The sequence below is a fragment of the Eubacterium coprostanoligenes genome, from assembly GCF_900167205.1.
Taxonomy (GTDB): domain Bacteria; phylum Bacillota; class Clostridia; order Oscillospirales; family Acutalibacteraceae; genus Eubacterium_R; species Eubacterium_R coprostanoligenes.
The window spans coordinates 126,232-151,875 of record NZ_FUWW01000001.1; the positions used below are offsets into that span (position 1 = coordinate 126,232).

Genomic DNA, 25,644 nt, shown 5'->3' on the forward strand with positions numbered 1-25,644 from the left:
ATAATAATTTTACCACAATTATTATTATAAGTAAAAGGAAAATTATTTATTTTTTATATTTTTTTACATTATATTAAAAAATAAAGAATTACGCTTATTTTATGAATAAAAACTTCTATTGATGGCATAACAATATGCCTCCCCTTGAAGCAAGGTGATTCCCCCGTTAATCGGGGAAAATGTCTGCAACGCAGACAAAAGGGGGCGTCTACGCAGTAAAGGTGACGAGTACAACGAGTCGGTGGGGTTTTAGTTTTAATATCTTTTAACCCCTCAGTCGCACATAAAGTGCGACAGCTCCCCTTGATTACATAACAAGGGGAGCCGGAATAAGGTTAAACTTATAGATAGTTGAATGGATTTACTCTCGTACCATTCACACGCACTTCAAAGTGGCAGTGCGGACCTGTTGAGTTTCCTGTTGAACCGCTGCGAGCGATAACTTGACCCTTTGTGACATGTGAGCCGACACCTACAAGAAGCGTGGTGTTGTGAGCATAAAGAGTTGAAAGTCCGTTGCCGTGGTCAACAACAAGATAGTGACCGTAGCTGTAGTTGAGGTTCTTTGCGATAATTACTGTGCCCGAGGCAGCGGCATAAACTGCTGAACCTGACGGAACAGGGAAGTCAACACCGCCGTGGTAACGACCGCTTGAATAGTTTGGATAGCTTGCGGAAATTCTGCGTGAATTTGTTGGATAACCAAGAGTTCCGCTGTATGCACCGCTTCCGTAAGAACCGCTTGTTGAGCCTGTGTTTGCAGCTTGAGCCTTGCGGATTTCTTCTGCAATCTGTGCCTCAATTCGAGCCATTTCTTCCTCGTTGTCCGAAATGCTTTCTTTGTATTCGGCGGTTTGGCTGTTGAGCTTGCGCATCATTGCGTTTGCTTCGCTAACCTCTTTGTCGAGTTCTTTCTTTGAAGCGTTGACTGTTGCAATGTTGCTGTCGAGCTTGTCCTTTTGTGACTGGAGCTTTTCCTTATCTTTATTGAGCTGTGCTCTTTTTTGTTCAAGCTCTGCCTTGTCTTTCTCAATCTCGTTCATCTTGTCCATAAGGTCGTTGAGAGTTTTGCTGTCCTTTTGCGAAACAGATTTAATCATCTCTGAACGGGTGAGAATTGAGCTGATGTCGGAACTTGTGAGGAGCACTTCAAGGTTGCTTGCGTGACCCGAAACATACATTGCACGGAGTCTTTGGCAATATTCGTCAAAGGTCTTGTCAAATTCAGCCTGCTTTGCATCAATGTCGGCTTGAATTTTGTTGATTTGTGCACCTGTGTCCGAAATGTTTTTCTTAACCTTGTCAATGTTGCTTTGGAGAGCATTTGCCTCTGCTTTAAGGGTGCTGATTTTGTCCTTAAGTGCTTGAATTTTTACATCAAGAGCAGATATGTACTCCTCTGTGTCTTTCTTTTGACCGGAAAGTTTGTTGATTTTTGATTGAGCTGCGTCAATCTGACTTTGAATTTTTTTCTGCTTGTCACGAAGGGCAGAAGTGCTTGCGGCGTAGGTGGATGTTGTTCCGCCTACAACGCTGAAAGCAAATGCCAGTGACAATATCAAAGAAATAATTTTTTTGCTGTTAAACCGCACTTATCTCACTGCCTTCCTTTGTAAGATATTTTCTCATAGTAATGAGCGAACCGCCAACACCGCTGACTATACCGATAGCAACAAATACTCCGAGCATAATCCAAGCGTAATCTGTGAATTTAAGCGGATCTAAACCTATTGAGCTGAACACATCGCCAAATCGGTTGATGGCAAGCTCGTATATTCCCCAAACGGCGAATAACGACAGAACACCTGCCACAACGCCGAGGATGACACCCTCAACAACAAACGGAAGCTGAACAAAGCTGTTTGTTGCACCAACCGATTTCATAATGCTGATTTCAAGTCGGCGAGAATATACAGTAAGTTTGATTGTGTTTGAAATGATGAACAAAGAGATTGCAAAGAGAACAGCGATTATAACGATTGAAATAATGCTGATGCCGTTTGAAATTTTTGCCAGCTTCTTTGCAAGGTCAGTGTTTTGTCTTACGGTGTCGATATGGTTGAGCTTTTTGATTTGCTTAACCGTGGTTGTGAATTGCTCCAAATCTTTAACCGTAACTTTGTATGCGTCAGGCAACGGGATTTCATCTGTTTGCTCGGTGAAAAATTCTGCCTGTGCTTCGTCCATTGTTGCAATTTGTTCTGCCCAAGCGTCTTCTTTTGCAACAAATTCGATTTTTTGCACATTGTTGAGATTTTGAAGTTCAATGCCCAATTCGTCAATGTCGGCATCTGTTGCTTCGTCATCAATGTACACCATAATAACATTTTCGTTTTCGATTTTTTGAACAAGAGAATCAATGTTCAGGAAAATCATTGAAGCTGAACCAATGAGAAGCAAACAGCTGAGCAATACGCATATTGATGCAACAGACATCATACGGTTTGTCCAAGTGTTGTGAAAGCCCTCTTTTATCAGGTATCTAAAACTTGCTCCGGACATTATTGCTCACCTCCCTGTGCCAATTCGTTGAGGTCAACAGTGCCCTCGGTTTCTTCTTCTGCCAATGAAGCAATGCCGTCTGTGTTGAGCGCATCACTTTCTTCCAAGTCCTCAAAAACTTCTGTCAGGTTTTCGTTCTTGACATTTTGCTCAAAGTAGAACATATCGTTTTCTTTCTTTGTTTCCTTGGTCTTGAATTTTGCAAAGGTTGGGTCAGGTGTGTCGGATACAACTTTGCCCTTTTGGATTACGATAACACGGCGCTGGAATGTACGCACAAGGTCGTGCTCGTGAGTAACCATAACAACGGTTGTGCCGCTGTTGTTGATTTTTGTAAGGAGTTCAACAATCTCGTGGCTCATTTCAGGGTCTACATTTCCGGTAGGCTCGTCCGCAATGATGAGGTCGGGATTGTTAACAAGTGCTCTTGCAAGCGAAACTCTCTGTTGCTCACCGCCCGACAATTCGTTTGGCATTGAGCGTGCCTTTTGGCTGAGTCCTACAAGCTGAAGAATGTACGGCACTCTTTTTCTGATTTCTTTTTCTTTTGTTCCGATAACACGCATTGCGAATGCAACATTATCGTAAACGCTCATTTTCGGAATAATTCTGAAGTCTTGGAAAACTATTCCCATTGTTCTTCTGTAGTACGGAACCTGACGCTTCTTCATTTTTGTTGAAGCGTATCCGTTTACAATTACTTCGCCCGATGTCGGCTTTTCTTCGTGCATAATGAGTTTCAAAAAAGTACTCTTACCTGCACCCGATGAACCGACAATGAATACAAATTCGCCGTCCTCGATTTTGATGTTGACATTTTCGAGGGCGTGTGTATCGTTGCTGCCGTAGACTTTTGTTACATCTCTGAATTCTATCACAGCGCTCACTCCTATCTTTTTGTGAATAATTATATCAAGTAATAAAAGTCGGAAAATTCGGTTTTACCCAATAAGTATATATATAATATAACATAATCACGCAAATATCAAGTATTTTATGTTGCTATTTTGTAAATTTTGTAACACATTTGTAAATATTTCCAATTGGCTAATAAAAAAACCTCCCCTTGTTTTGCAAAGGGAAGGTCGTTGAATTTATATAATTGTGATATAAAGCGGGGCAGTGTCGGTGTTTGAATTATCAACATACCAGCTGTTGCCGATTCTGACAACATAAACCTTTGTGTTTGCAACGACATCGCCGTTTTGATTTGTGACCTCAACGGTGCACTCGTCAACTGCTTCAATGCTGTCTGCAACATTGAGATTTTCAAACGCAGACTTCATTGCTTCGGATTTTTTGTCATCAAGCGTGTCGGCAACCGTTTCGCTCTTTTGGATGATAGGAACAACTCTGTTTTTGTAGCCTTTGACATAAGCCTCAACTTCGTCGGCAGACAATTCCTTTGTGTCGGTTACGGTTGTTGTGAGCTTGTATTTTTTGCCGTAAAGCTCTTGATAAGCACCTGTTGAAGCCTTTTGGATAACAGTTTTTTTATCAGCCGCAAGCACTTTTTTCGTTCCTGTCAACTTGTTTGCATAGGTCTGAACATTGGACTCAAACACGCTGAACATAAAGTCTGTGTCCATATAATCGTCTTGAAGAACAGCCACTCTGACCTCTTTGAGTTTTGCAAAATAGAGGCTGTAGAACTCGTCATAATTTTGAAGTCCGACTGTTTTTATAAGCTCGTCATAGTAGTCGTACATTGTGTTGTAAACTGTGTCGAGGAGCTTTGCTTCTTTCTTGCTTCCTGTGCCTATTTCTTTGTTCTGCTCAATCTTTTTTTCGCCTTTTTTCTTTCCGCTGTTGTCGTTTATATACGGTGCCATATAAGCGTTGATTACAAAATTGCCGAACTTTTGATTTTTTGAAACCAAAGAAACCTTGAGTGCATTGTAGCCGTCACCTGTTTGAACGATTGTGTCGGCATAAGACTGTGCAACCTTTTCAGGAGAAAAAGCATTGTATCTGGTGGTGAATGCAAAAACAGTCATTCCAACGAGAATTGCGGCAACGAGTACGCCTGCAATTATGCCGTAAAGCCCTGTGTTAAAACCCTTTTTTGATTTTGTCATAGCATATCCCTCCTTATTCTGCAACTTCTGCCGAAACGGTTTCGGCTTCTTCTGCTTTTTCTGCTTCTTCCTTTGCTCTCTTTTCAAGGAGGGCAGCAGTAATTCTCTCTTTCTTTTCGACTACCATATCATAGAAAAGAATAGGGACAAATTGAAGAATTACAAAGATAGCAGGTATTACTGTATAGATTGCAAGGAACTTTGTGAGAACCTCGTCCGATTGTGCGGCATAAGCAACATTTTGGCTTGTTGAGAAGTGGTAGCCCGACCAAGTATAAACAAGGAACGGCGCAAGATATTTTGTGCCTGCCGATGCGATTTTTGAGAAAAGTCCGTAGCCGGCATAAGCAAGACCTTCTTGTCGCTTGCCTGTTTTGTATTCCATTTCATCAATACAGTCGGCAATCATAATGTTTGGTGTTGTGTTGGTGTTGCCGTGCTGAATTCCGCAGAAGAAATTGAGAATGAGGAACGGAATGATGAGGTTGCTGTTGAAGCCTACACCCTTTGATACAAGGTACAAAATTGCCATTGCAGATGCACCGTAAACGCAGAAAAGGATGAATGTTTGCTTTGTTGAAAACTTTTTGAGCACAAGATTAACAAGCAAAGTGCCGACCGCTGTGCCGATACCCATAGGGAGCATAAGTGCGAGCTTCAATCCCTTTGAGCCAAGGAGATAAACGGCTATGTAAAGCGAAACTGTGCCGTAAACACCACGACCGAAGCCGAACAATTTTGTAAGCGAAACCATAAGCAGGTTTTTGTTTGTGAAAACAAGCTTGATGGATTCTTTGAGCGAAACTTTTTCGCTTGTGTATGGCACACGCTCTTTGTTGTTTGCAAAGAAAATCATAACAAAGATTACCATACCGAGAGCACAAACGGCTGTTGAAATGATGAGGTCAAGACCTTGACCTTCGGCGTTTTTGTACTGCTGTTGACCCATAAGTGCTTTCATAATGAGCGGAACAACAATGATTACAACCTGACCGCCGGATTGACCTACCGAACGGAGGAACGAAGCAATAGAAATTGCTGTTGAACGCTCACTCGGATTTGGTGAACAGAGTGCGCCGAAGCAGTTTGACGGTGATTCAACCGCACAGGAAACCGCAGTGTAAAGTGCGTAAATCACAAACATCCAAATTGTTGCAAGTGTGAATGATGATGTGTTTGGTGCAACAAACACAAGCATAGAGATGATGGCTTCATGTACTTTTTTGCTACTGTTGTCGGCTTTTCCGCAACAGCGCTTTTGTTTTTAGCCATAGAAAAACTCCTTTATTGAAAAATTAGACAAAAATATTATATCACTCAAAAAAATCCTTTACAATAATTTTATTTTGACTTTATAAAAAATTTATTTTACAACTGAATGGGTAAATACAGACGATTTTAAAAGCAACAAACTTCCCGTATTAGACACGCTGTAGGCTGTTGAGAAAGGTTCTGAATTTCGTTTTCTTGCGAGTGGGAGCTGTACCTCGTCAAAACATATTCCGTATAGAACAAAACAAAGTTTTGTAAGTATACTACATATGTTTTTCCTCTTTCCAAAAAATCCACAGATTTTTTGGAAGCCTTATATTTGCTTGTTTGCAAAAAAACGAAAAACGCCAAAAGTGCCGTAAACTTAATGTTTGCGGCACTTTTCTTTAGATTGTGTTATTAATACGATAATATTTCGGGATAGGCAAGCCTATCCTACTTAATGTGTATTAATATAATTTTGGCGTGGTTCAGGGGCTTTATCGACAGTCTGAAACCTCCCGTATTCGGGAGGTTTGTTTAATTCGATATATCAATCTTTTTGTCGTAGCGATTTGATGGTGTTTTGCGTCTTTTCAAGCTGGAGCTTGATGTTGTTCAGCTGTTCTTTGTCGCCCTTCATAAAGCACACATTCCACTTGCTGTTGTCAAATTCATTCTCGCCGTCAAAGAACGGAACTGTGTAGCCACCGTTTTCGGTGAACGAATTTTTGTATTCTCGCTCGTTGTCGATGTAGTACTTTGTGTAGCCATATTCGGTTTCGTAGCTTGCTTTAAACTGCTGTTCAAAACTTTGACCGTTGAAGCGCATCATCTTTGATGTTGCCGACACAAATCTGCCGTAATCACTCGATTTGAATTTGTTTGTGCAATAGAAATATCTGTCGCCGTCTTTTTTGAGGATGTAGTATGCGCTGTCTTCATCGTTGTATAGGTTGCCGATTCCGTCATCCTGATAAACCTGGATGGCGTTGTGACCGTTCCACGAATAAATGTCGCAATAATATTTTTCTTTTTCGACGGACACATAGTTGCCCTCGTAATCCTCGTCACGCTCGCTGACCGAACGCTTGTAGATGAGCATCAACTCATCCTGACCGTCACCGTCAAAGTCAACAAGGTTAACCCCTGCAAGACCGCTGATGTACGGCATTTTGGCACTTGTTTCAAGTTTTGCTTCGCCGTATTTTGCGGTGTATTCCTTGACTATTGCATGGTATGCGGATTTTGCCGTGTCGGTTGAGGCTTGAATATGTTTTTTGGTCGTTTTTTCTGCATAAGAATCTGTTGCGTCAAGCGTTCTGTCAACGGTGGTTGACGCTGCATTTTCTCTCAAAACAGCAAATTTTATGCGTTCAAAACAGTCGGTCACATTGCGTGATTTCATCGCAAACGAATACTTTTCCGTGTTGTACACGGCAGTGGCTTTTTTCTTGAACTTACCGCCGGAAAGCTTGAACAGAGTGACTTTCGACAGGTCGGAAGCGCTGTGCTCCGCAAGATAAAAGGCTTTGCCGTTTGAATAAATGCTCACCCAAATATCGTCATTTCTGTTGGAGGATTGAGGCACTTTTTTGTGATAAAGCTGTTCAAAATCGTTGCCCTTGTAGCCCCAAACATCCTCGTAGTATTCGTCATTGTCGTTGTAGCAAATGAGAAGCTCGGACTTGCCGTTGTCGTCAAAATCAACCTCTCTCACAATGCAAACGCCTGTGAGCATATAGCCCTTTACTTCGTATTCGCCCATATATTTGTAGTTTGCAATGCCGTATTTTTCGGTGTATTGGGTGTAAACCTTATTGGCATCTTTTTCAAACTCGTGGTGTCGTGAATTGACTGCGTTTGCCGAGTTCATAACCGCTGTAACAATGATTACAACGATTAAGACAATTGCCACCAAAAATACGATGATTGCCCTGAGCCACGGTGACATTGTGCGTCTTTGCAAGATTTCTTCTTCAGATTCGGCGTACATCAGGTCTGCTTCGTGTTCCGCTTGTTCCGGAGCTTCGCCGTCTGCCTCAAGTTCTTCTTCGTATTGCTCTTTGAGTTTCTCAACCCTTGCTTCCTCGGCTGTGTCGTCAATGTCCTTTTTGATGCTCTTGTAGGTGTTCGTCACCAAAAGCACCAAGCCCAAAAAGATTGATTTAAAGAAGCCGATGATTTTGTGGATAACAGAATGTTTCTTTGGTTTGTGCTCAATCAAGGTCGGCGCTTGCTCTTGTGATTCCGTGAACTCGTCAACAAGCTCTTGAACTTCCTCTTGGAGCTTTTCTTCCTCCGGGTCGTCATCAAAGTAGTTATACTTCTGCCTGCGCAAAACATCACCTCCTCTTTTCTTTTAATCTCTAAAAAGTATATAAGTTTATTTTACATACTATCATAAATAAATAAATTTTGCAATAACCTTTTATTTTATAAGGCTTTACTGTATTCAGAACTTTGTTTCAACCAACTTAATGGCATTGTCGGGGGAATATTTCCAATGTGATATTCTTCCGCTGTCGATAAAATAGGACAGTTCGGCAGGGGAGTCAAAATCGTCAAATGCTTCCACGATGACCAATTTCACCTTCATTTTGTCGGGCAAAATCGACTTGATGAACACCGATACCCGTTGACCCGGTTCGAGATTTTTGCAAGGCTCGGCAAGACCCGCAAGGTTTGGCGCAAGTTCCACAAAAACGCCGTAGGTTTCAATGCTTCGCACAACTCCCGTCACGGTTTCGCCAACGCTGAACATAGATGCATTTTCCTCCCAAGTGCCGAGCAGTTCTTTCAGCGAAAAGGTCATTTTGTGTTCTTCCTTTTTTCTCAATACGGTTTGTATAATTTGTCCTATGTACACTCGTTCTCTCGGGTGGCTGATTCGTGACACCGACAGCATATCAATCGGTATCAGCGAGTTGATACCGGCACCTATGTCGATGAACGCTCCGAACCGTTCAAGGTGGGTCACTCTTGCGGTGATTATGTCGCCGCATTCAAGCGGAGAAATGAAGTCACGCATACATTCAAGCTGAACTATTCTGCGTGACAAAACCGCATAGTCGTTGCCGTAGTCATCCTGCCGAACAGCCACTATTTTGAAGGCTACGGGCTTGTTCACCTTGCTGATCAAGGCAATGTCACGCACGGTTTCCTCCTCTATTCCGAGAGCGCCCTCGCACCTCGGAATAATTCCGCTCATAATCCCCAAATCAATGTGGAGATTGTGCTCCTTGTCGCACAGCAAAACCTTGCCTTCGATGATTTCACCGCTTGCAATTGCCGATTTGATTTCGTTCAGCGTGGCGAATTTTCTGTCCGTAAAATTTATACCCTCCGGATAATAATTCATTCTAATCATTCCTTTACTTTAGTAGTAAAGTCTATGAGAGAACGCAATAAAATATGTTATTGATAAAGATATAGAATAGTGATATAATATTTTAGTTATAGATCAGTAAAGGACGGTGACATTGTGGATATTCAAATAGGCGATGTTTTGACGGTGAAAAAACCGCATCCGTGCGGAAGCAAGGAGTTTGAAGTTTTGCGTATCGGTGCAGACTTTAAAATTAAATGCCTCGGCTGTGGCCATGTTGTTACCGTGGCAAGGAGCAAGATAGAAAAAAATATTCGCTCCGTCAGCCGAAACGAAGAATAATTTTCAGTGAGGATACAGAATGTTTGATAAACTTGAAGAAGTAGAGAAAAGATATGAGGAAATAAACGAGCTTGTTTGTCAAAGCGAGGTTGTGGCAGATATGGAACGCTACACCGCTTTGATGAAAGAGATGAAACAGCTCACTCCGATTGTGGAAAAATTCAGAGAATACAAAAACGCAAAGGCTGCCAATGAGGAAAGCCGTGAAATGCTCGGCGACAGCTCTCTTGACGAAGATTTTGCCGCTATGGTAAAGGAAGAATTCGAGAGCAGCAGGGAAGATATGGAGCGACTCGGCGAAGAACTCAAGGTGCTTCTTCTTCCTCGTGACCCTAACGATGACAAGAATGTTATTGTTGAAATCCGTGGCGGTGCAGGCGGTGAGGAAAGTGCACTTTTCGCAGGTGTGCTTTATCGTATGTATTCTATGTATGCAGAGTCAAAGGGTTTCAAGACAGAGGTTTTGTCTGCAAGCGAAACAGGACTTGGCGGATATAAGGAAATCAGCTTCAGCATCACGGGTGACGGTGCTTATTCAAGATTTAAGTTTGAATCGGGAGTTCACAGAGTTCAGCGTGTGCCTGAAACAGAAAGTCAGGGCAGAATTCACACTTCAACAACAACTGTTGCGGTTCTTCCCGAGGCTGAAGAGGTTGATTTTGAAATTCTCGACAAGGATTTGCAGATAGACACATTCCGTGCTTCGGGTGCGGGCGGTCAGCACATCAACAAAACATCATCTGCCATCAGAGTAACCCATATCCCGACAGGCACGGTTGTTGAATGTCAGGATCAGCGTTCACAGCACCAAAACAAAGAAAAGGCACTTCTTGTGCTCCGTGCAAGACTGCTTGATGCTGAAAGAGAAAAGCAAAATGCAGAAATTGCAGGCGAACGCAAGGCGCAGGTCGGCACAGGCGACAGAAGTGAGCGTATCAGAACTTACAATTATCCGCAGGGCAGAGTTACCGACCACAGAATCGGACTTACATTATACAGGCTTGAACAAATCCTCAACGGCGATATGGACGAGCTTATTGACGCACTTATTACAGCGGATACCGCTGAAAAATTAAAGGCTTCACAGGGAGAAGAATAACGATGAACACAAAGTTGTTCGGCACAAGTGAATATGATATTGCAGAGGCGGGCAAAATGATTGCACAGGGCAAACTTGTTGCTTTCCCGACCGAAACCGTGTACGGCTTGGGTGCAGACGCTCTCAATGACGAGGCGGTGCACAACATTTATCGTGCAAAGGGCAGACCGTCAGATAATCCGCTGATTGTTCACATTGCCGAAAAAGAAGATATTGTGCCTCTTGTAAAAGAGGTGACGCCAAAGGCAAAGGCGCTTATTGACGCATTTTTCCCGGCTCCGCTTACAATTATTTTGAACAAGTCGGACAAGGTGGGCAAGGTTGTCAGCGGCGGACTTGACACCGTTGCCGTTCGTATGCCGAAAAATGAGATTGCACGCAAGCTGATTAAGGCGAGCGGTTGTCCGATTGCAGCACCGAGCGCAAACACTTCGGGCTTGCCGTCACCTACAAGGGTAAAATATGTCATTGATGATATGATGGGCAAGATTGACGGAATCATTGACGGCGGAGATTGTGAATACGGTGTGGAAAGCACGGTCATCACTCTTGCAACCGATGTTCCGACTTTGCTTCGTCCGGGCGCAATTACAAAAGAAATGATAGAAGCCGTTATCGGCGAAATCACGGTTGCTCCGGCTGTGCTTGAGGGTATGAAAAACGACGAAGTTGCCGCTTCACCGGGTATGAAGTACAAGCACTATGCACCAAAGGCAAAGGTGGTTATCGTCAACGCCGACAAAAAGACTTATGAGGATTTTGTAAATTCTCGAAAGGATGCTTTTGCGCTTTGCTTTGATGATGATGAGGTGACAATTCCAAAGGTAACCTTTGGCAAAGAAAATGATGATTTGAGTCAGGCAAAGGAACTTTTTGACGCTCTGCGAGAGCTTGACGAAATGGGCGCAAAAAAAGTTTATGCACGAATTCCGCACAAAGACGGAGTAGGTATGGCGGTTTACAATCGACTGATTCGTGCGGCGGCTTTTTGCATAATAGATTTAACAAAGCCGTTCACCGTGGGGCTTACAGGTCCGACAGGTGCAGGCAAAAGCTATGTTTGTGAGATTTTCAGGCAAAAAGGCTTCAAGGTTATTGATTGCGATAAAATCGCACACGAACTGACTGCAAAGAACGCTCCGATTTTGGCAGAACTTGCAAGTGAATTCGGCGAGGATGTTGTCAAAGACGGCGAACTTGACAGAAAACTTCTTGCTTCAAGAGCGTTTGACACAGCGGAGCACACCAAAAAGCTCAACGCAATTCTCCACCCTGCAATCATCAAAAGGTGCAAGGAGGAGGCAAACGGCTTGACCGTGCTTGATGCGTCACAGCTTTTTGAGGCGAATTTGCAAAATGATTGCTACAAGGTAATCGGTGTTCTTGCCGATGACGATATAAGAATAAAGAGGATTGTCGTAAGGGATAATATAACCGAACAGCAGGCACGGCTTCGTATGTCGGCACAGCTTGACAGGGATTATTTTATTGACAATTGCGACTATATAATTTATAACAACGGCGAAGATGTTGCCGTTCAAACAGATAACATTTTGGAGGTAATCTTATGAGCGAAAAGGCAAAGCAGTTGAAAGAAATGCTTTTTAACAAAAAAGAGTGCGGTGTTGATTTTATGACCGACGACGAACTCAAGGAATGTGATGATTTTTGCGAGGGATACAAGGACTTTTTGTACACTTGCAAAACCGAAAGAGAGGTTGCCGCTTGGGTAGAGAATTTGGCTCAGGCAAACGGTTTCCAAAGTTTTGATGAATTCGGCGACGCTCTTGAACCGGGCGAAAAAGTTTACTATATGAACAGAGGCAAGGCAATCATTCTTTGCGTAAAGGGCAAGAGAAGCATCAAGGATGGCGTAAGAATTTCTGCCGCTCACATTGATTCACCTCGTCTTGACCTCAAACAATGCCCTGTTTATGAGCAGGAAGGCTTGGGATATTTCAAAACTCACTACTACGGCGGAATCAAAAAATATCAGTGGACAGCTATTCCGCTTTCACTTCACGGCAGAATTTGCAAAAATGACGGAACATTTGTTGATGTTCGTGTAGGCGAAGAAAAAGGCGAGCCTAAGTTTTGCATCACGGATATTCTTCCGCACCTTTCTGCAGACCAACTTACACGCAAGGCAAACGAACTTGTAAAGGGCGAGGAACTCAATGTTGTCATCGGTTCCCGTCCGTTCAAGGATGATGAAGAAAGCGAAAGAATCAAGCTCAATCTTCTTTCGATTCTTTATGAAAAGTACGGCATTGTTGAGCGTGATTTCCTTTCTGCCGAGCTTGAACTTGTGCCTGCTTTCACCGTTGATGACATCGGCTTTGACAGAAGTATGATTGGCGGATACGGTCATGACGACCGTGTTTGCTCATATCCTGCACTTCAGGCTATTCTCAACATTGATGACGCTCCCGAATACACGGCAATCACGGTTCTCACCGATAAGGAGGAAACAGGTTCGGACGGAAACACAGGTCTTAATTCTTCTTATCTCAAATATTTCATTGAAGATTTGGCAAGACTTGAGGGCTACGAGGGCAGAGATGTTCTCCGCAATTCAAAGTGCCTCAGCGCAGATGTAAACGCAGGCTACGACCCAACTTGGTCAACTCCGTTTGAAAAGAACAATTCAAGCTTTCTTAACAACGGCGTTTGCGTAACGAAGTTTACGGGTGCAAGAGGTAAGAGCGGAACATCGGATGCAAGTGCGGAATATGCAAGCTGGGTTAAGACTTTGCTTGAAGAAAACCATGTTTTGTGGCAAACAGGCGAGCTTGGCAAGGTAGATGCAGGCGGTGGCGGAACTGTCGCTATGTATATTGCAAATTTGGATGTAGACACCATTGATGTCGGTGTGCCTGTTCTTTCCATGCACGCACCTTACGAGGTTGTTGCAAAGGTTGATGTTTATATGGCATACAAGGCATTCTTGACCTTCTTCACAAAGTAATGGGGATTGTTATTTGTCCAAAGTGCAGAGAAAAGTTGAGCGTTGACGGCAACAGCCTAAAATGTGTTAACAACCACTCCTTTGATTTTTCAAGGGAGGGGTATGTTAATTTGTTGCTCACCAACAAGAGTGGCGACAAAAAGGGCGACAGCAGGGACTCTGCACACGCAAGGCATAATTTTTTGGCGAAAGGCTATTATGATTTGCTCAAAAACGCCATCGGCAAAAAGATGCAAGGTACGGTTCTTGATATTTGCTGTGGCGAGGGGTATTACGATACATATGACGGTGAGCTTTACGGCTTTGATTTGAGCAAAGAAATGGTGCGCCTTGCCGCAAAAAGCAACAAAAACGGCAAGTACTTCGTTGCCAACCTTTCGCAAATTCCGATTGAGGACAAAAGCATAGACACCGCAATTCACCTTTTCGCTCCGTTCAACGACAGGGAGTTTTCAAGGGTGCTCGAGGATGACGGAGTGCTTTACAGCGTTATTCCCGGCGAAAATCATCTTATCGAGATGAAAGAACTTTTGTATGATGTTCCGTACAGAAATGACGAAAAAGCTCCAGACAGCGAGATTTTGCAACTTGTTGAGCGTGAAAAGGTGAGCGAAAAGGTGCATATTTCAAATGATGATTTGTACGAATTGTTTTCTATGACGCCGTATTTTTATCGCACAAGCGAGGAAAACAAGAACCGCTTGAAAACAGCGGGCGACATTGATTTGACCGTGGAATTTGTAATATTAAAATACAAAAAATAATAAACAAAGGAGATATAATATGGACTTAATTCCAAGCTTTCAGGTAGACCACAACCGCATTGTGCCGGGTATTTATGAATCAAGACTCGACACCCTCGGCGATGAGTTTGCCACAACTTTTGATATAAGAATGAAGAAGCCGAATGCAGAGCCGGCAATTCATCCAAACGCTATGCACACAATCGAGCACATTGTTGCAACCTTCCTCCGCAATGATGAGGAGTGGAAGGACAGAATTATTTATTGGGGTCCTATGGGTTGCCTCACAGGCTGTTATTTGATTGTTAAAGGTCATCCTACTCCGCAGGAAATTTTGCCTTTGATGATCAGAGCGTTTGAATATTGTGCAGATTATGAGGGCGAAGTCCCTGGTGCAAATCCAAAGAATTGTGGCAACTATATTCTTCACGATTTGAATATGGCAAAGTACGAAGCAAAACTTTTTGCCGATATTCTCAACGACAATCCGGGCTTTGAATATCCTGTTGAGGAGCGAATTCAAACCGAGCATGGTCAGACTTTTTATGATTCGTAAATAAAGAATTAGACTGTCGATAAAGTTCCTGAAACACGCCTATATATTCAACCGATTTATGCCTCCACTTTTTTAAAAGGGGAGGTGGCAACACGAAGTGTTGACGGAGGGGTTTTAAAAATGCTGTAAGTGTTGAACTTACAGCATTTTTAGCGTTTTCCGTTTTTTGCTCGGGGGCGGTACCTATGTACAGCTCCCGCTCGCAAGAAAACGAAATTCAGAACCTTTCTCAACAGCCTACAGCGTGCCAAAAACACTTTTTTTATACGCTTGTCTTTTCACTTAATTTGGGGTTGTTCATAGTATAAATAGGTGATACTATGACATTTTTAGGGATACTTATCCCGTTTTTGGGAACAACGCTTGGTGCGGCGTGTGTGCTTTTGTTCAGGCAACAAATGAAGCCGTCGCTCCAAAAACCGCTTTTGGGATTTTCTGCAGGAGTTATGGTGGCGGCTTCCGTGTGGTCGTTGCTCATCCCTGCCATAGAGCAGAGCGAAAATTTGGGCAAACTGTCGTTTTTGCCTGCAACGATGGGGCTTATGCTTGGAGTGGGTCTTTTGCCTGCGGTTGATGCTGTTTTGCCAAGGATTAATCTGTCCAAAACGGCAAAATTAGTCCTTGCCGTAACCGTGCATAATATCCCGGAGGGAATGGCGGTCGGCATAGTTTTTGCGGGCATGTTGTCGCCCGAATGTAATGTGACTTTGGCAGACGCAATGGCTTTGTCAATCGGCATAGCAATTCAAAATTTTCCCGAGGGCGCAATAGTCAGTTTGCCGGAACTTGCACAGGGCAAAAGCAGAGGAAAAGCCTTTTTGATTGGAACTTTGAGCGGTGCTGTCGAGCCGATTTTTGCGGTGCTGACCCTTTTGATGTTCAGCATAATTTCACCTGCAATGCCTTATCTTTTGGCTTTTGCGGCAGGCGCAATGATTTATGTTGTGGTGGATGAACTCATCCCCGAAGCAAGCCTCGGCACGCACAACAATCTTTCAACATTCTCCTTTGCAATCGGCTTTTGCGTGATGATGATTTTGGATGTTGTGTTTGGGTAACAAAAAAGGCTATGGTGCAAAACGATTTGTTCTGCATCATAGCCTGAATTTTTATGAATCAGTTTGATGATGATTGGGTCGGAAGATACGGAATAAGAGCCTCTGCGAGTTTGATGGTCGGCATTGTTTGAAGAATAACTTTGCCCGGACCTGTCACAACTGTGTTGAACAATCCCTCTCCGCCAAAAATAATATTCTTTGCGCCCTTGATGGTCTGAATTTCCATTGTGCACGAAGCTGACATCATCACCACATGACCTGTGTCAACAACAATCTGCTGACCCGGTGCAAGCTCATACTCAACAGCTGCGCCGTCAATTTCGACAAAAGCAACGCCGTTGCCCGAGAGTTTTTGCATAATGAATCCTTCTCCGCCGAAAAAGCCCGAACTCAACTTCTTTTGGAAGAAAATTGACAAGTCAACACCTTCGGTTGAAGCAAGAAATGCACATTTTTGCACAACATATTCGTTGTTTGGTGAAATTTCCAATGCCACAATGTCACCCGGGAAGCTACTTGCAAATGCAATTTCTCCGCATCCGCCAACAGCCGTGTACTTGTTTTGGAACAGTCTTTCGCCCGAGAACATTCTGCCAAAGACCTTACCAAGTCCGCCACCAACGGTATCCATTTTCATATTTGGCGACATCCAACTCATTCCGCCACCTTCGGTTATCATTGTTTCGCCCGAATTGAGCTGGCAAACTACGGCAGGAAAATTACCGCCCTTGATTTCGTATTTCATATAAGCCCTCCTTCTATTTTTATATTCTGTTTAATTATACATTATCATATAATCATACAAAAAACAATTATCGTTATTTCTATATTTCTCTATTGATTTTTGTGCAAAACATAAAAAGACTTCCCTTGTGTATGGGAAGTCTTAATAAATTTATTGCTTGTTTTCTTCAGCTTCTGCTTTTTTCTTTTCTTCGTACTTTGCGGCTTCTTCTTCCTCAAGAACACGATATGCAACCTTGCCGACCAAAGTTTTCGGAAGTTCGGTACGGAACTCGATTTCTCTCGGAACGCCGTAGCGAGAAACATTCTTTTTGCAGTTTTCGATGATTTCTTCCTTAATCTTATCTGACGGTTCAACACCCTGACGGAGAACAACAAATGCCTTTACAACATGCATTTTGTATGGGTCAGGAATACCGACAGCGCAAGAAAGAAGAACATCGGGATGTGCATCAATTGCATTTTCAACCTGTGACGGATAAACATTGATGCCCGAAACGATGATGAGTCGCTTTATTCTCTGCTTGTAATATACAAATCCGTCCTCGTCCATATAGCCGAGGTCACCTGTGTGGAGCCACAAGTTGCCGTCTGCGTGTCTGCGGAGAGTTGAAGCGGTTTCCTCTGCGTTGTTGAGATAACCCTTCATAACTGTCGGACCGCAAATACAGATTTCGCCCTCTTCGCCGTATGGAACTTCGGTGTCGTTGTTTGGATTTACGATAGTATAATATGTATCGGAAAGAGGAATACCGATACTGCCCTCACGGTACATATCATACGGAGTAAGGCAAGAAGCTGTTACGCACTCTGTTGTGCCATAACCCTCTCTGACTTGAATTGTTGCGTTGTGCTCCTTGAGGAACTTGTCAACCTTTTTCTTAAGCTCAACAGAAAGTGAGTCGCCGCCACAGAACATACCACGGAGGAATGAAAGGTCGTAATTGAAGCCGTCACTGCGAAGAAGTGCCTCGTAAAGTGTCGGAACACCAACGATAACATTCGGCTTATACTTCTTTACATCTCGTGCATAGGTCTTGATTGTAAACTGCGGAATGATGATACAAGTTCCGCTTGCCATAAGTGCAGTGTGGATGCCGACACCCAAGCCGAAGCCGTGGAACAAAGGCATAACGGAGAACATACGAAGTCCCTCCATTGTGAATCCTGCATTTGCCGCAACCTGTGCTGCGAGTGCGTTCATATTCATATTTGTGAGCTGAATACCCTTTGATGTGCCTGTTGTGCCACCCGAGAAAAGAATAACGGCTGTGTCCTCTGCCTTTGGGAGTTCGTTTGTAAGAGTAACCTTTTTGCCACCTGAAATGAAATCAGGCCAGTCGATTACATCCTTGTTGTCCTTTGGAAGCGGAGCAGGCTTATCCTTTACTGTAAGCGGATAAAGCATATTGAGCGGGAACGGAAGTTCGTCCTTGATGTGAGCAACAACCACCTTAACAGGATAGTTGACTTGCTTGAGTGCTTCAAGCATTTTTTCGTAAAACAAATCAAGAACCAAAACAGCCTTGCTTTGAGTTTTGTTGATGTAAAATGCGATTTCGCCTACTGCTGAAAGTGGGTGAATCATTGCCGGAACAGCACCGATTCGGTTAAGAGCGTAGAATGTGTCAACGCCCTGCGGAGTGTTCGGCATACAAACTGTCACCATATCGCCCTCGTTGATACCGATGCTTTTGTAAGCCTTGCCGAGAGTTTCAATCTTGTTAAAAAATTGCTTGTAGTTAGTCTTTTTGCCTTGGAACTCATACGCAACGCTGTTCATCTTCTTTTTTGTTTTGGCAGACTCTTTTACTGCTTCATACATTGAGCCTGTCGGATAATCAAGATGAGCCGGCATATCTCCGAAATATTTGAGCCATGGTGCTTTTGGTGTGTTCATAGCATATCTCCTTAATTTTTCGATGTATCGGTATTATAACTAATTAACAAATAAAAATCTACCTTTTTAGCAATTATTAATAGTTATTTTATAATAAGTTCACTTTTGACCGCCTAAATGTGTGCCGAGATTGTATATATCTGTTGAAAATGCCTGTAATAATTGGTATAATAAAAAAATATTATATAACGAGGTGAATATGTTGACTCGATTTTTAATTAATTTCGGTGAAAAGAAAAAATTTGACAGAGAAGCCTTTGCGGTTATGAGTGGCGGAGTAGGCATTATTTGCAACATTTTGCTTGCGGTTTTCAAATTTGCAGTCGGTAAGTTGTCAGGCTCTATCTCAATCACGGCTGACGCTCTCAACAACCTTTCGGATGTTGCGTCAAACGGCGTCACAATCGTTGGTGCAAGGCTTTCAAAAAAACCTGTGGACAAGGAACACCCTTTTGGTCACGGCAGAATGGAATATATTTCAGCTCTTGCCGTGTCGGCACTTATTCTCATTATGGGATTTGAACTTGCAAAAAGCTCTGTGCAAAAAATCATCAATCCCGAAGAACTGAATTTCAGCTTTGTATACATTATTATTCTCGGTGCGTCAATCCTTGTTAAGTTGTGGATGGCATATTTCAACAACCGACTTTACAAGCACACCGACAACATCAACCTAAAGGCGGTTCGTCAAGACAGCCTCAACGACTGTATTTCAACCGGTGCAACCATCCTTGCACTTTGCATAACCCACATTTTCAAGATTGCGTGGATAGACGGTGCAATCGGTTTGTGCGTTGCGGTCATCATCCTTTTAGGCGGTATCGACATTGCAAAAGAAATTATTTCTCCGCTTCTCGGTCAACCGCCAAAAAAAGAACTTGTTGACAATATCGAACGCATTATGCTTGAACCCGAATACATCCTCGGCGTGCACGATTTGATTGTTCACGACTACGGACCGGGCAGAATTATTGCAAGCGCTCACGCAGAAGTGCCGTCAAACATTGATGTGATGAAGCTCCACGATATCATCGACAATGTTGAATCAAAAATCAACAAGGAACTCGGCATAATTATGTGCATACATATGGACCCGATTGTTGTTGACGACAAAGAGGTTGACCGCTACAAGGCTCTTGCAAAAGAGATTATTGAAGATTACGACAGTGATTTCACCTTCCACGATTTCAGAGTTGTAAAGGGCGAAACGCATACAAACCTTATTTTTGATTTGATTATCCCGTTTTGTGACGACAGCGAAAAAGCAAAAATCAGCGCCGACCTCACAAAACGCTTTAAAGAAAAAGACTCGTCACTCGAACTCGTGATGGTGATTGAACATTCGTTTATATAATTAATGTAGGCTATTAAAGTTCCTCATAAAAAAGAGGCGAACACAGTTCGCTTCTACGGTAAAAATAAAACAATAATTTATTTTAAAAATTCAAAGAATCTTTTTTGCTTTGCAATTCGGGTGGTTTCGTCCGTTGAACTGTCAAAAAATTCAATGCTTGCGGGTGCTTGTGATGATGACAAAAGGTCGTCTTTTGCAAGCACTCTTTTTAATTGCTTCGACACTCCCACAGAGCCGTCAAAGAATTTTACATCACCCAAAACAGCGCTGATTTCGTCTTTTATCAGCGGATAATGGGTGCAACCGAGCACCACATTGTCAATCAGTCCGACATAGTCCGAAAGTGCTTCTTTCAGATATGCTTTGATTTTTTCCTTGTCGCCCTGTTCGATAATATCCGCAAGACCTACACACGGCATAAGTGCAGTATTCTCATTGTAATATTTATAAAAAAGTCTGTGGAATTTTTCGCTTTCGATAGTGCCTTTTGTTGCCATAACAAGGGTTGCACCGTCGGGATTGATGTCGTGCACCATTTTGTAGGCAGGCTCAATTGCAATAATCGGCAGGCTGTATTTTTCTCTCAAAAAACTCCCCGCCTTTGCCGAAGCGGTGTTGCACGCAAGGACAACTGCCTTGCAATTTTTTTGGAGCATCAGGCTCACGATTTCGTCACATCTTGCAATGATTTCCTCGTCTGTTTTGTCGCCGTACGGATTGTGTGCCGAGTCGCTGAAAAAGAAATAATTTTCGTTTGGCAGGAGCTTGACTGCTTCTCTCAAAACGGTCACTCCGCCTATTCCCGAATCTAAAAATCCTATTGGATTGTTGTTCATTTTTACGCCTTCTTTGACAGTTTATCTTTACTGAATATGATAATATCACATACAAAATGATTTTTCAATGTTCAAAATGTTTGCATTATTATACTATTTATGGTATAATTTTATGGTATATTTTTAAATCATATAAATGGAGGACAGTATTTATGACATCAGCACAAGTGTGTATAATGATTTCTATCGTAGTATATTTATTAAGCGTACTGTTGATAGGCATTGTGTATGCAAAAAAGACAAAAAATGTAGGCGAGTTTTACCTCGGCGGAAGAAAGCTCGGTCCTATCGTTACTGCAATGAGCGCCGAGGCATCGGATATGAGCAGTTACTTGCTTATGGGCTTGCCGGGACTTGCATATCTTTCGGGTTGTGCAGAGGTTGGCTGGACTGTTATCGGTCTTGCAGTCGGCACTTATCTCAACTGGCTCATCGTTGCAAAAAAACTTCGTAACTATTCCGCACACATCGGTGCAATCACAATTCCGGACTATTTTTCATTGAGATATAAGGACGACAAGAAAATTCTTATGGCTCTTGCAGCGTTGATTATCATCATTTTCTTCGTTCCTTACACAGCTTCGGGCTTCAGTGCTTGCGGCAAACTCTTTGGCACATTGTTTGGAATCGACTATCACATTGCAATGGTTGTGTCGGCAATCATCATTGTCGGCTACACTTCACTCGGCGGATTTAATGCTGCTTCCGTAACCGACCTTGTTCAATCAATTGTTATGACGGTTGCACTTGTTATCGTGCTTATTTTCGGTGTTTCAAAGGCAGGCGGTATTGACGCTGTTATGAACAACGCACATCAACTCAACGGCTATCTCGACCTGTTCGCCGTGCACCACGATGAGGGCAACACTTCAACGGCATTCAGTGCAATCAGCGTTGTCTCAACCCTTGCTTGGGGACTTGGCTACTTCGGTATGCCTCACATTCTCCTCAGATTTATGGCTATCGAAAATCCTAACAAAATCAAAATTTCCCGCCGTGTTGCTTCTGTTTGGGTTGTAATTTCAATGTTCATCGCAATCGCAATCGGCATTGTCGGCAGAGGAATGGTTGCAAACGGTGCAATCGAGCACTTCAAGGACAGCGAAACAATCATCATCCAAATTTCAAACGCATTGAGCCAAGAGGGCATTGTTCCGGCTCTTATCGCAGGCGTTATCCTTGCAGGCATCCTTGCTTCAACAATGTCAACTTCGGACAGCCAGCTTTTGGCTGCTTCGTCATCGGCAAGCGAAAATCTCCTCGGCGGTCTTTTCAAGCTTGACCTTTCGGAAACCGCAAAAATGATTGTTGCAAGACTTACTCTTGTCATCATTTCCGTTATCGGCGTTGTAATCGCTTGGGATTCAAACAGCTCTGTATTCGGCATTGTTTCGTTTGCTTGGGCAGGTTTTGGCGCTGCATTTGGTCCTGTTGTTCTTCTTTCACTTTTCTGGAAGCGTTCAAACAAATACGGTGCAATCGCAGGTATCTTTGCCGGCGGTGCAATGGTATTCCTTTGGAAATTTGTCATTGCAGGACTTTCACCGATTTTCAACATTTACGAACTCTTGCCGGCATTCCTTACAGGTCTTGCAGTGAATGTGATTGTTTCACTTTGCACAAAAGCTCCGGATGAGGACATTGTCAAGGCATTTGAAGAAGTTAAAAAAATCAAGTAAATTTCAGAAAAAAGGGGTGTAAAAATTGCACGAATCAGGCGAAATGTATCTTGAAACAATATATGTTTTGTATCAAAAACAGCAGAATGTTCGTTCCATTGATGTGGCGGAGGAAATGGGATTTTCAAAGCCAAGCGTGAGCAGAGGTGTGAGCATTCTCAAGCGTGACGGATATTTGACCGTTGACGAAAAAGGCTATCTTGAACTTACGGATGCAGGCACTGACCTTGCAATGAAAATCTACGAGCGTCACATAATCCTCACCAAAGCACTTGTTTTGCTCGGTGTTGACGAACAAACGGCTGCACAGGACGCTTGCAAAATGGAACATGTCATCTCCGACAAAACCTTGGAGGCGTTCAAGAAGCACCTTAACGAACATATAAAATAATAACCAATCACGGCTCCCCTTCTAATGTTATAAAGGGGAGCCTAATTTATTTACAAATTATATATTGTTTTTTAGAATAATATAATATATAATAAAATCGATTATATGGTAATGGGCGGTGAAAAGGTGAAGATATTAGCCATCGGTGATGTTGTGTCAAATCAAGGCTGTGATTATTTGCGTGACAATTTGCCAAAGCTAAAAAGAGAGTATCAGGCAGATTTTGTTATTGTAAACGGCGAAAACAGTGCAGTCGGCAACGGCATAACACCAAAAAGTGCACAGCATATTTTTACAAGCGGTGCAGATGTTATCACCCTCGGCAATCATTCGCTTCGCAGACCTGAAATTGCGGATTTTCTTGACGAAAACGAGTTTATCATCCGTCCGTGCAACTACCATTCCTCTGCACCGGGCAACGGCTCGGTTATTCTCGATAAGGGCAAAAACCGAGTGGCAATCATCAATTTGCAAGGTGCTGTTTATCTTGACAACATCATCAATCCGTTCGACAGCATTGATGACGAAATCAAAAAGGTCAAGGATGACGGTGCAAACATTATCATAATCGACTTTCACGCAGAGGCAACGGGAGAAAAAAAGGGTATGGGATTTTACCTTGACGGCAAGGTTTCCGCTGTCTTTGGCACTCACACCCACACTCAAACCGCCGATGAGCAGATTTTGCCAAACGGCACGGGTTACATCACCGACATTGGTATGACGGGTCCGTATTATTCCGTTTTGGGCGTCACTCCCGAAGTTGCAATACAAAAAATGAAAACAAATTTGCCGGTTAGATTTACAAACCCTGACGGTCCGTGCACCTTGGAGGGTATTATGATTGAAATAGACGAAGCAACCGGCAAAACCACTCATATAGAAAGGTTCAGAAAATGACCAAAAAGGCAGTGGCAATTCTGTGTGTAATTGCCATAATCACCGCCTTGTTCACAGGCTGTAAAAGTAATGTGCCGGAGCAAAAGCACGAACTTGTTTTGCAAACCACGGCAAAGGTAACCGAGGACACAGACAATTTCAAAATCAGTTACAGCCAGTCGGATTCGCTCAATCCGTTTGAGGCGGACACACTAAACAATCAAACAGCGAATGACCTTGTGTACGAACCGCTGTTCAGAATAGACGAATCGTTTGAGGCAGTTCCGGAAATTGCAAGTTCATACACCTATGAGGATTCGCACACGCTGTCAATCACCATAGTCAGCGGACTCAAGTTTTCGGACGGGTCACCTCTTACGGCAAGCAATGTTGTCAGTTCATTCCACGAGGCTCAAACTTCACCGAGGTGGAAAAACAGCCTGAAGCCGATATATTCCGCATCGGTTGTGAGCGACACGGTGGTAAAATTCAAGCTGTCATATGCAAACCCGTATGCACATCAGCTTTTGACATTTTATGTTGCAAAAAATTCGTCAAAATCAAAATATCCGCTTGGCAGCGGACGATACAAATTCCTTGAAGAAAACGGCAAGGTATATGTTGAGCAAAACAAGGAATACAAAGAAAATTTCAATCCGAGATTTACAAAAATTCAGCTTGTCAATGTTCCGTCGGCGGAGTCAATCAACAACGCTATGAACATAGGCAACATCAGTTACGCATACCGTGATGCCAGCAACGACACGGTCGCAAGGCTCAAATGCAACAAAAAGCAGGTTAACCTGAACAATATGGTGTTCTTGGGGCTTCGCAACTCAATGGGCATCACATCAAATGCAGACATTCGCCGTGCGATTTCACTTGCGGTTGACCGTGGCACACTTGCAAAAAGTGCTTATCAAGGCTACGCACGACCTGCAACTTCGCTGTACAATCCGATGTCAAAAATCGGAGGGGAAACAAAGATTTTTGCAGACTCGGCAGACACGGCGGCGGCAAAGCAAGCAATCGCAAAAAGCGGATACAAATCAAGCCAACTCACGCTGAAAATTGTTGTCAACGAAAACGAGAGCAGAGTTGCAATTGCAAAACTTGTTGCACAGCAATTGGAAGCTGTCGGATTCAAGGTGACTGTCAAGGTTTACAGTCAAAAGATTTTCAAGCAAGCACTCAAATACAGTAACTATGACATTTATGTTGCCGAAACAAAAATACCGAACGATATGAGGCTTTCGTCATTTTTTGACAAATCGGGCAAAACTCATTACGGTATGAGCACCGAGAGCGAAACCGCAAAACTGTACAGAGAGTATCTCAACAATGGCGGTGAGCTTGGAAAATTCATTCTTTCATTTTCAAACGAAATTCCTTTTGTGCCGATTGTGTACAGAAAAGGAGTTATCTGCTATTCAAAGGCTATGCACGGAGATATGCAGGGATATTACAGCAATTTCTTTGCCAACATTGAAGATTGGTATTACAATTGATATATTCATCGAATATCCACCGACTTAATCGAAAAGGAGAAATCTATGATTAAATACGAAAATCCTAACGGATATATAGAAATCACCAACAACTATTTTTCCAGACTTGTCGGCAATGCAGCACAAAGCTGTTTTGGAGTTACAAGAATGGTGAATGCAAACCCTGTACAAATAATCAGGTCTGCCATCAAAAGCAGAGTTGACGGCGTTGACCTTGACACATCAAATCAGGGTGTAACAATCAAGAGCGTCAACGGCGCATTAGTGGTTGATCTTTCTATCGCTGTGTCATACGGTGTAAACATCAATGCCATTGCGGACAGCATTGTAAACAAAGTTCGCTACACTATCGAAAGCACCACAGACTTGAAGGTTTCCGAAGTAAATGTTCATGTCGAAGGTATCGACAGTATTAACTAAACTCGGAG

At 42.9% G+C, this 25,644-nt stretch carries 22 protein-coding genes and 1 pseudogene; 13 read left to right on the forward strand and 10 right to left on the reverse strand.

The features are described 5' to 3' along the window. Positions 1–341: 341 nt before the first annotated feature. The 7 genes and pseudogenes from B5D29_RS00480 to B5D29_RS00510 form a co-directional block, all read right to left on the reverse strand. On the reverse strand, positions 342–1,592 hold the full coding sequence (locus B5D29_RS00480; protein WP_078767615.1) for a murein hydrolase activator EnvC family protein: 1,251 nt from the start codon (positions 1,590–1,592) through the stop codon (positions 342–344). Beyond that, positions 1,582–2,502, reverse strand: a complete 921-nt coding sequence (gene ftsX, locus B5D29_RS00485; protein WP_078767616.1) for a permease-like cell division protein FtsX — start codon at positions 2,500–2,502, stop codon at positions 1,582–1,584. Before ftsX ends, B5D29_RS00480 begins: the two co-directional genes overlap by 11 nt. Before the next feature lie 221 nt (positions 2,503–2,723). Further along, positions 2,724–3,380, reverse strand: a pseudogene (gene ftsE, locus B5D29_RS00490) (cell division ATP-binding protein FtsE); the annotation flags it as partial. A gap of 216 nt (positions 3,381–3,596) precedes the next feature. After that, positions 3,597–4,580, reverse strand: coding sequence for a hypothetical protein (locus B5D29_RS00495; RefSeq protein WP_078767618.1), 984 nt, complete (start codon positions 4,578–4,580; stop codon positions 3,597–3,599). Positions 4,581–4,593: 13 nt separating this feature from the next. Then, complete coding sequence (locus B5D29_RS00500) at positions 4,594–5,778, reverse strand: MFS transporter (protein WP_078767619.1); 1,185 nt, start codon at positions 5,776–5,778, stop codon at positions 4,594–4,596. 606 nt (positions 5,779–6,384) lie between these two features. After that, positions 6,385–8,172, reverse strand: a complete 1,788-nt coding sequence (locus tag B5D29_RS00505) for an ATP synthase subunit B family protein (protein ID WP_078767620.1) — start codon at positions 8,170–8,172, stop codon at positions 6,385–6,387. A gap of 114 nt (positions 8,173–8,286) precedes the next feature. Further along, a complete protein-coding gene (locus tag B5D29_RS00510; RefSeq protein WP_078767621.1) occupies positions 8,287–9,192 on the reverse strand; it encodes a S1 RNA-binding domain-containing protein in 906 nt (301 codons plus the stop codon). 123 nt (positions 9,193–9,315) lie between these two features. On the opposite strand from B5D29_RS00510, the gene B5D29_RS00515 reads away from it, so the two are divergent. The 7 genes from B5D29_RS00515 (at position 9,316) to B5D29_RS00545 (ending at position 15,925) form a co-directional block, all read left to right on the forward strand. Then, complete coding sequence (locus B5D29_RS00515) at positions 9,316–9,501, forward strand: DUF951 domain-containing protein (protein WP_078767622.1); 186 nt, start codon at positions 9,316–9,318, stop codon at positions 9,499–9,501. Positions 9,502–9,520: 19 nt separating this feature from the next. After that, positions 9,521–10,600 (forward strand): peptide chain release factor 1, encoded by a 1,080-nt coding sequence (gene prfA, locus B5D29_RS00520; protein ID WP_078767623.1) that lies wholly within the window; start codon positions 9,521–9,523, stop codon positions 10,598–10,600. Positions 10,601–10,602: 2 nt separating this feature from the next. Then, on the forward strand, positions 10,603–12,171 hold the full coding sequence (locus tag B5D29_RS08855; RefSeq protein ID WP_159443362.1) for an L-threonylcarbamoyladenylate synthase: 1,569 nt from the start codon (positions 10,603–10,605) through the stop codon (positions 12,169–12,171). Then, entirely contained in the window at positions 12,168–13,568 is a 1,401-nt protein-coding gene (locus B5D29_RS00530) for an aminopeptidase (protein ID WP_078767624.1), read from the forward strand. The genes B5D29_RS08855 and B5D29_RS00530 overlap by 4 nt, the downstream gene beginning before the upstream one ends. Next, on the forward strand, positions 13,568–14,332 hold the full coding sequence (locus tag B5D29_RS00535; RefSeq protein WP_078767625.1) for a putative RNA methyltransferase: 765 nt from the start codon (positions 13,568–13,570) through the stop codon (positions 14,330–14,332). Before B5D29_RS00530 ends, B5D29_RS00535 begins: the two co-directional genes overlap by 1 nt. Before the next feature lie 19 nt (positions 14,333–14,351). After that, positions 14,352–14,867 (forward strand): S-ribosylhomocysteine lyase, encoded by a 516-nt coding sequence (locus tag B5D29_RS00540; RefSeq protein ID WP_078767626.1) that lies wholly within the window; start codon positions 14,352–14,354, stop codon positions 14,865–14,867. A 320-nt stretch (positions 14,868–15,187) separates the two neighbouring features. Next, a complete protein-coding gene (locus B5D29_RS00545; protein WP_078767627.1) occupies positions 15,188–15,925 on the forward strand; it encodes a ZIP family metal transporter in 738 nt (245 codons plus the stop codon). A 58-nt stretch (positions 15,926–15,983) separates the two neighbouring features. Here the strand turns inward: B5D29_RS00545 and B5D29_RS00550 are convergent, their stop codons facing one another. Beyond that, the gene (locus B5D29_RS00550; RefSeq protein WP_078767628.1) at positions 15,984–16,670 is read right to left on the reverse strand and encodes a TIGR00266 family protein; all 687 of its coding nucleotides are present in this window, start codon (positions 16,668–16,670) and stop codon (positions 15,984–15,986) included. 150 nt (positions 16,671–16,820) lie between these two features. Beyond that, positions 16,821–18,569: a class I adenylate-forming enzyme family protein gene (locus B5D29_RS00555; RefSeq protein WP_078767629.1), complete on the reverse strand. Its 1,749-nt coding sequence runs from the start codon at positions 18,567–18,569 to the stop codon at positions 16,821–16,823. 199 nt (positions 18,570–18,768) lie between these two features. On the opposite strand from B5D29_RS00555, the gene B5D29_RS00560 reads away from it, so the two are divergent. Beyond that, on the forward strand, positions 18,769–19,923 hold the full coding sequence (locus B5D29_RS00560) for a cation diffusion facilitator family transporter (RefSeq protein ID WP_078767630.1): 1,155 nt from the start codon (positions 18,769–18,771) through the stop codon (positions 19,921–19,923). 77 nt (positions 19,924–20,000) lie between these two features. On the opposite strand, the gene murI is transcribed toward B5D29_RS00560, so the two are convergent. Then, complete coding sequence (murI, locus tag B5D29_RS00565) at positions 20,001–20,759, reverse strand: glutamate racemase (protein ID WP_078767631.1); 759 nt, start codon at positions 20,757–20,759, stop codon at positions 20,001–20,003. 152 nt (positions 20,760–20,911) lie between these two features. Here murI and B5D29_RS00570 point away from each other — a divergent pair, with 152 nt between their 5' ends. The 5 genes from B5D29_RS00570 to B5D29_RS00590 all read left to right on the forward strand — a co-directional run bounded on the left by B5D29_RS00570 (position 20,912) and on the right by B5D29_RS00590 (position 25,636). Beyond that, positions 20,912–22,438 (forward strand): sodium/proline symporter, encoded by a 1,527-nt coding sequence (locus B5D29_RS00570; protein ID WP_078767632.1) that lies wholly within the window; start codon positions 20,912–20,914, stop codon positions 22,436–22,438. A gap of 25 nt (positions 22,439–22,463) precedes the next feature. Next, on the forward strand, positions 22,464–22,829 hold the full coding sequence (locus B5D29_RS00575) for a metal-dependent transcriptional regulator (protein WP_273471787.1): 366 nt from the start codon (positions 22,464–22,466) through the stop codon (positions 22,827–22,829). A gap of 126 nt (positions 22,830–22,955) precedes the next feature. Then, positions 22,956–23,729, forward strand: coding sequence for a TIGR00282 family metallophosphoesterase (locus B5D29_RS00580; protein ID WP_078767664.1), 774 nt, complete (start codon positions 22,956–22,958; stop codon positions 23,727–23,729). Further along, positions 23,726–25,216, forward strand: a complete 1,491-nt coding sequence (locus tag B5D29_RS00585; RefSeq protein WP_078767633.1) for an ABC transporter substrate-binding protein — start codon at positions 23,726–23,728, stop codon at positions 25,214–25,216. Before B5D29_RS00580 ends, B5D29_RS00585 begins: the two co-directional genes overlap by 4 nt. A gap of 45 nt (positions 25,217–25,261) precedes the next feature. Then, positions 25,262–25,636, forward strand: coding sequence for an Asp23/Gls24 family envelope stress response protein (locus B5D29_RS00590; protein WP_078767634.1), 375 nt, complete (start codon positions 25,262–25,264; stop codon positions 25,634–25,636). The last annotated feature ends 8 nt before the right edge of the window (positions 25,637–25,644 follow it).

What these genes read in the sequence shown, in the direction of transcription:
- ftsX (WP_078767616.1), bottom strand. Translation starts at nt 2,502, where the DNA reads ATGTCCGGAGCAAGTTTTAGATACCTGATAAAAGAGGGCTTTCACAAC.
- B5D29_RS00495 (WP_078767618.1), bottom strand. Translation starts at nt 4,580, where the DNA reads ATGACAAAATCAAAAAAGGGTTTTAACACAGGGCTTTACGGCATAATT.
- B5D29_RS00500 (WP_078767619.1), bottom strand. Translation starts at nt 5,778, where the DNA reads ATGCTTGTGTTTGTTGCACCAAACACATCATCATTCACACTTGCAACA.
- B5D29_RS00510 (WP_078767621.1), bottom strand. Translation starts at nt 9,192, where the DNA reads ATGAATTATTATCCGGAGGGTATAAATTTTACGGACAGAAAATTCGCC.
- prfA (WP_078767623.1), top strand. Translation starts at nt 9,521, where the DNA reads ATGTTTGATAAACTTGAAGAAGTAGAGAAAAGATATGAGGAAATAAAC.
- B5D29_RS08855 (WP_159443362.1), top strand. Translation starts at nt 10,603, where the DNA reads ATGAACACAAAGTTGTTCGGCACAAGTGAATATGATATTGCAGAGGCG.
- B5D29_RS00530 (WP_078767624.1), top strand. Translation starts at nt 12,168, where the DNA reads ATGAGCGAAAAGGCAAAGCAGTTGAAAGAAATGCTTTTTAACAAAAAA.
- B5D29_RS00535 (WP_078767625.1), top strand. Translation starts at nt 13,568, where the DNA reads ATGGGGATTGTTATTTGTCCAAAGTGCAGAGAAAAGTTGAGCGTTGAC.
- B5D29_RS00540 (WP_078767626.1), top strand. Translation starts at nt 14,352, where the DNA reads ATGGACTTAATTCCAAGCTTTCAGGTAGACCACAACCGCATTGTGCCG.
- B5D29_RS00545 (WP_078767627.1), top strand. Translation starts at nt 15,188, where the DNA reads ATGACATTTTTAGGGATACTTATCCCGTTTTTGGGAACAACGCTTGGT.
- B5D29_RS00550 (WP_078767628.1), bottom strand. Translation starts at nt 16,670, where the DNA reads ATGAAATACGAAATCAAGGGCGGTAATTTTCCTGCCGTAGTTTGCCAG.
- B5D29_RS00555 (WP_078767629.1), bottom strand. Translation starts at nt 18,569, where the DNA reads ATGAACACACCAAAAGCACCATGGCTCAAATATTTCGGAGATATGCCG.
- B5D29_RS00560 (WP_078767630.1), top strand. Translation starts at nt 18,769, where the DNA reads ATGTTGACTCGATTTTTAATTAATTTCGGTGAAAAGAAAAAATTTGAC.
- murI (WP_078767631.1), bottom strand. Translation starts at nt 20,759, where the DNA reads ATGAACAACAATCCAATAGGATTTTTAGATTCGGGAATAGGCGGAGTG.
- B5D29_RS00570 (WP_078767632.1), top strand. Translation starts at nt 20,912, where the DNA reads ATGACATCAGCACAAGTGTGTATAATGATTTCTATCGTAGTATATTTA.
- B5D29_RS00585 (WP_078767633.1), top strand. Translation starts at nt 23,726, where the DNA reads ATGACCAAAAAGGCAGTGGCAATTCTGTGTGTAATTGCCATAATCACC.
- B5D29_RS00590 (WP_078767634.1), top strand. Translation starts at nt 25,262, where the DNA reads ATGATTAAATACGAAAATCCTAACGGATATATAGAAATCACCAACAAC.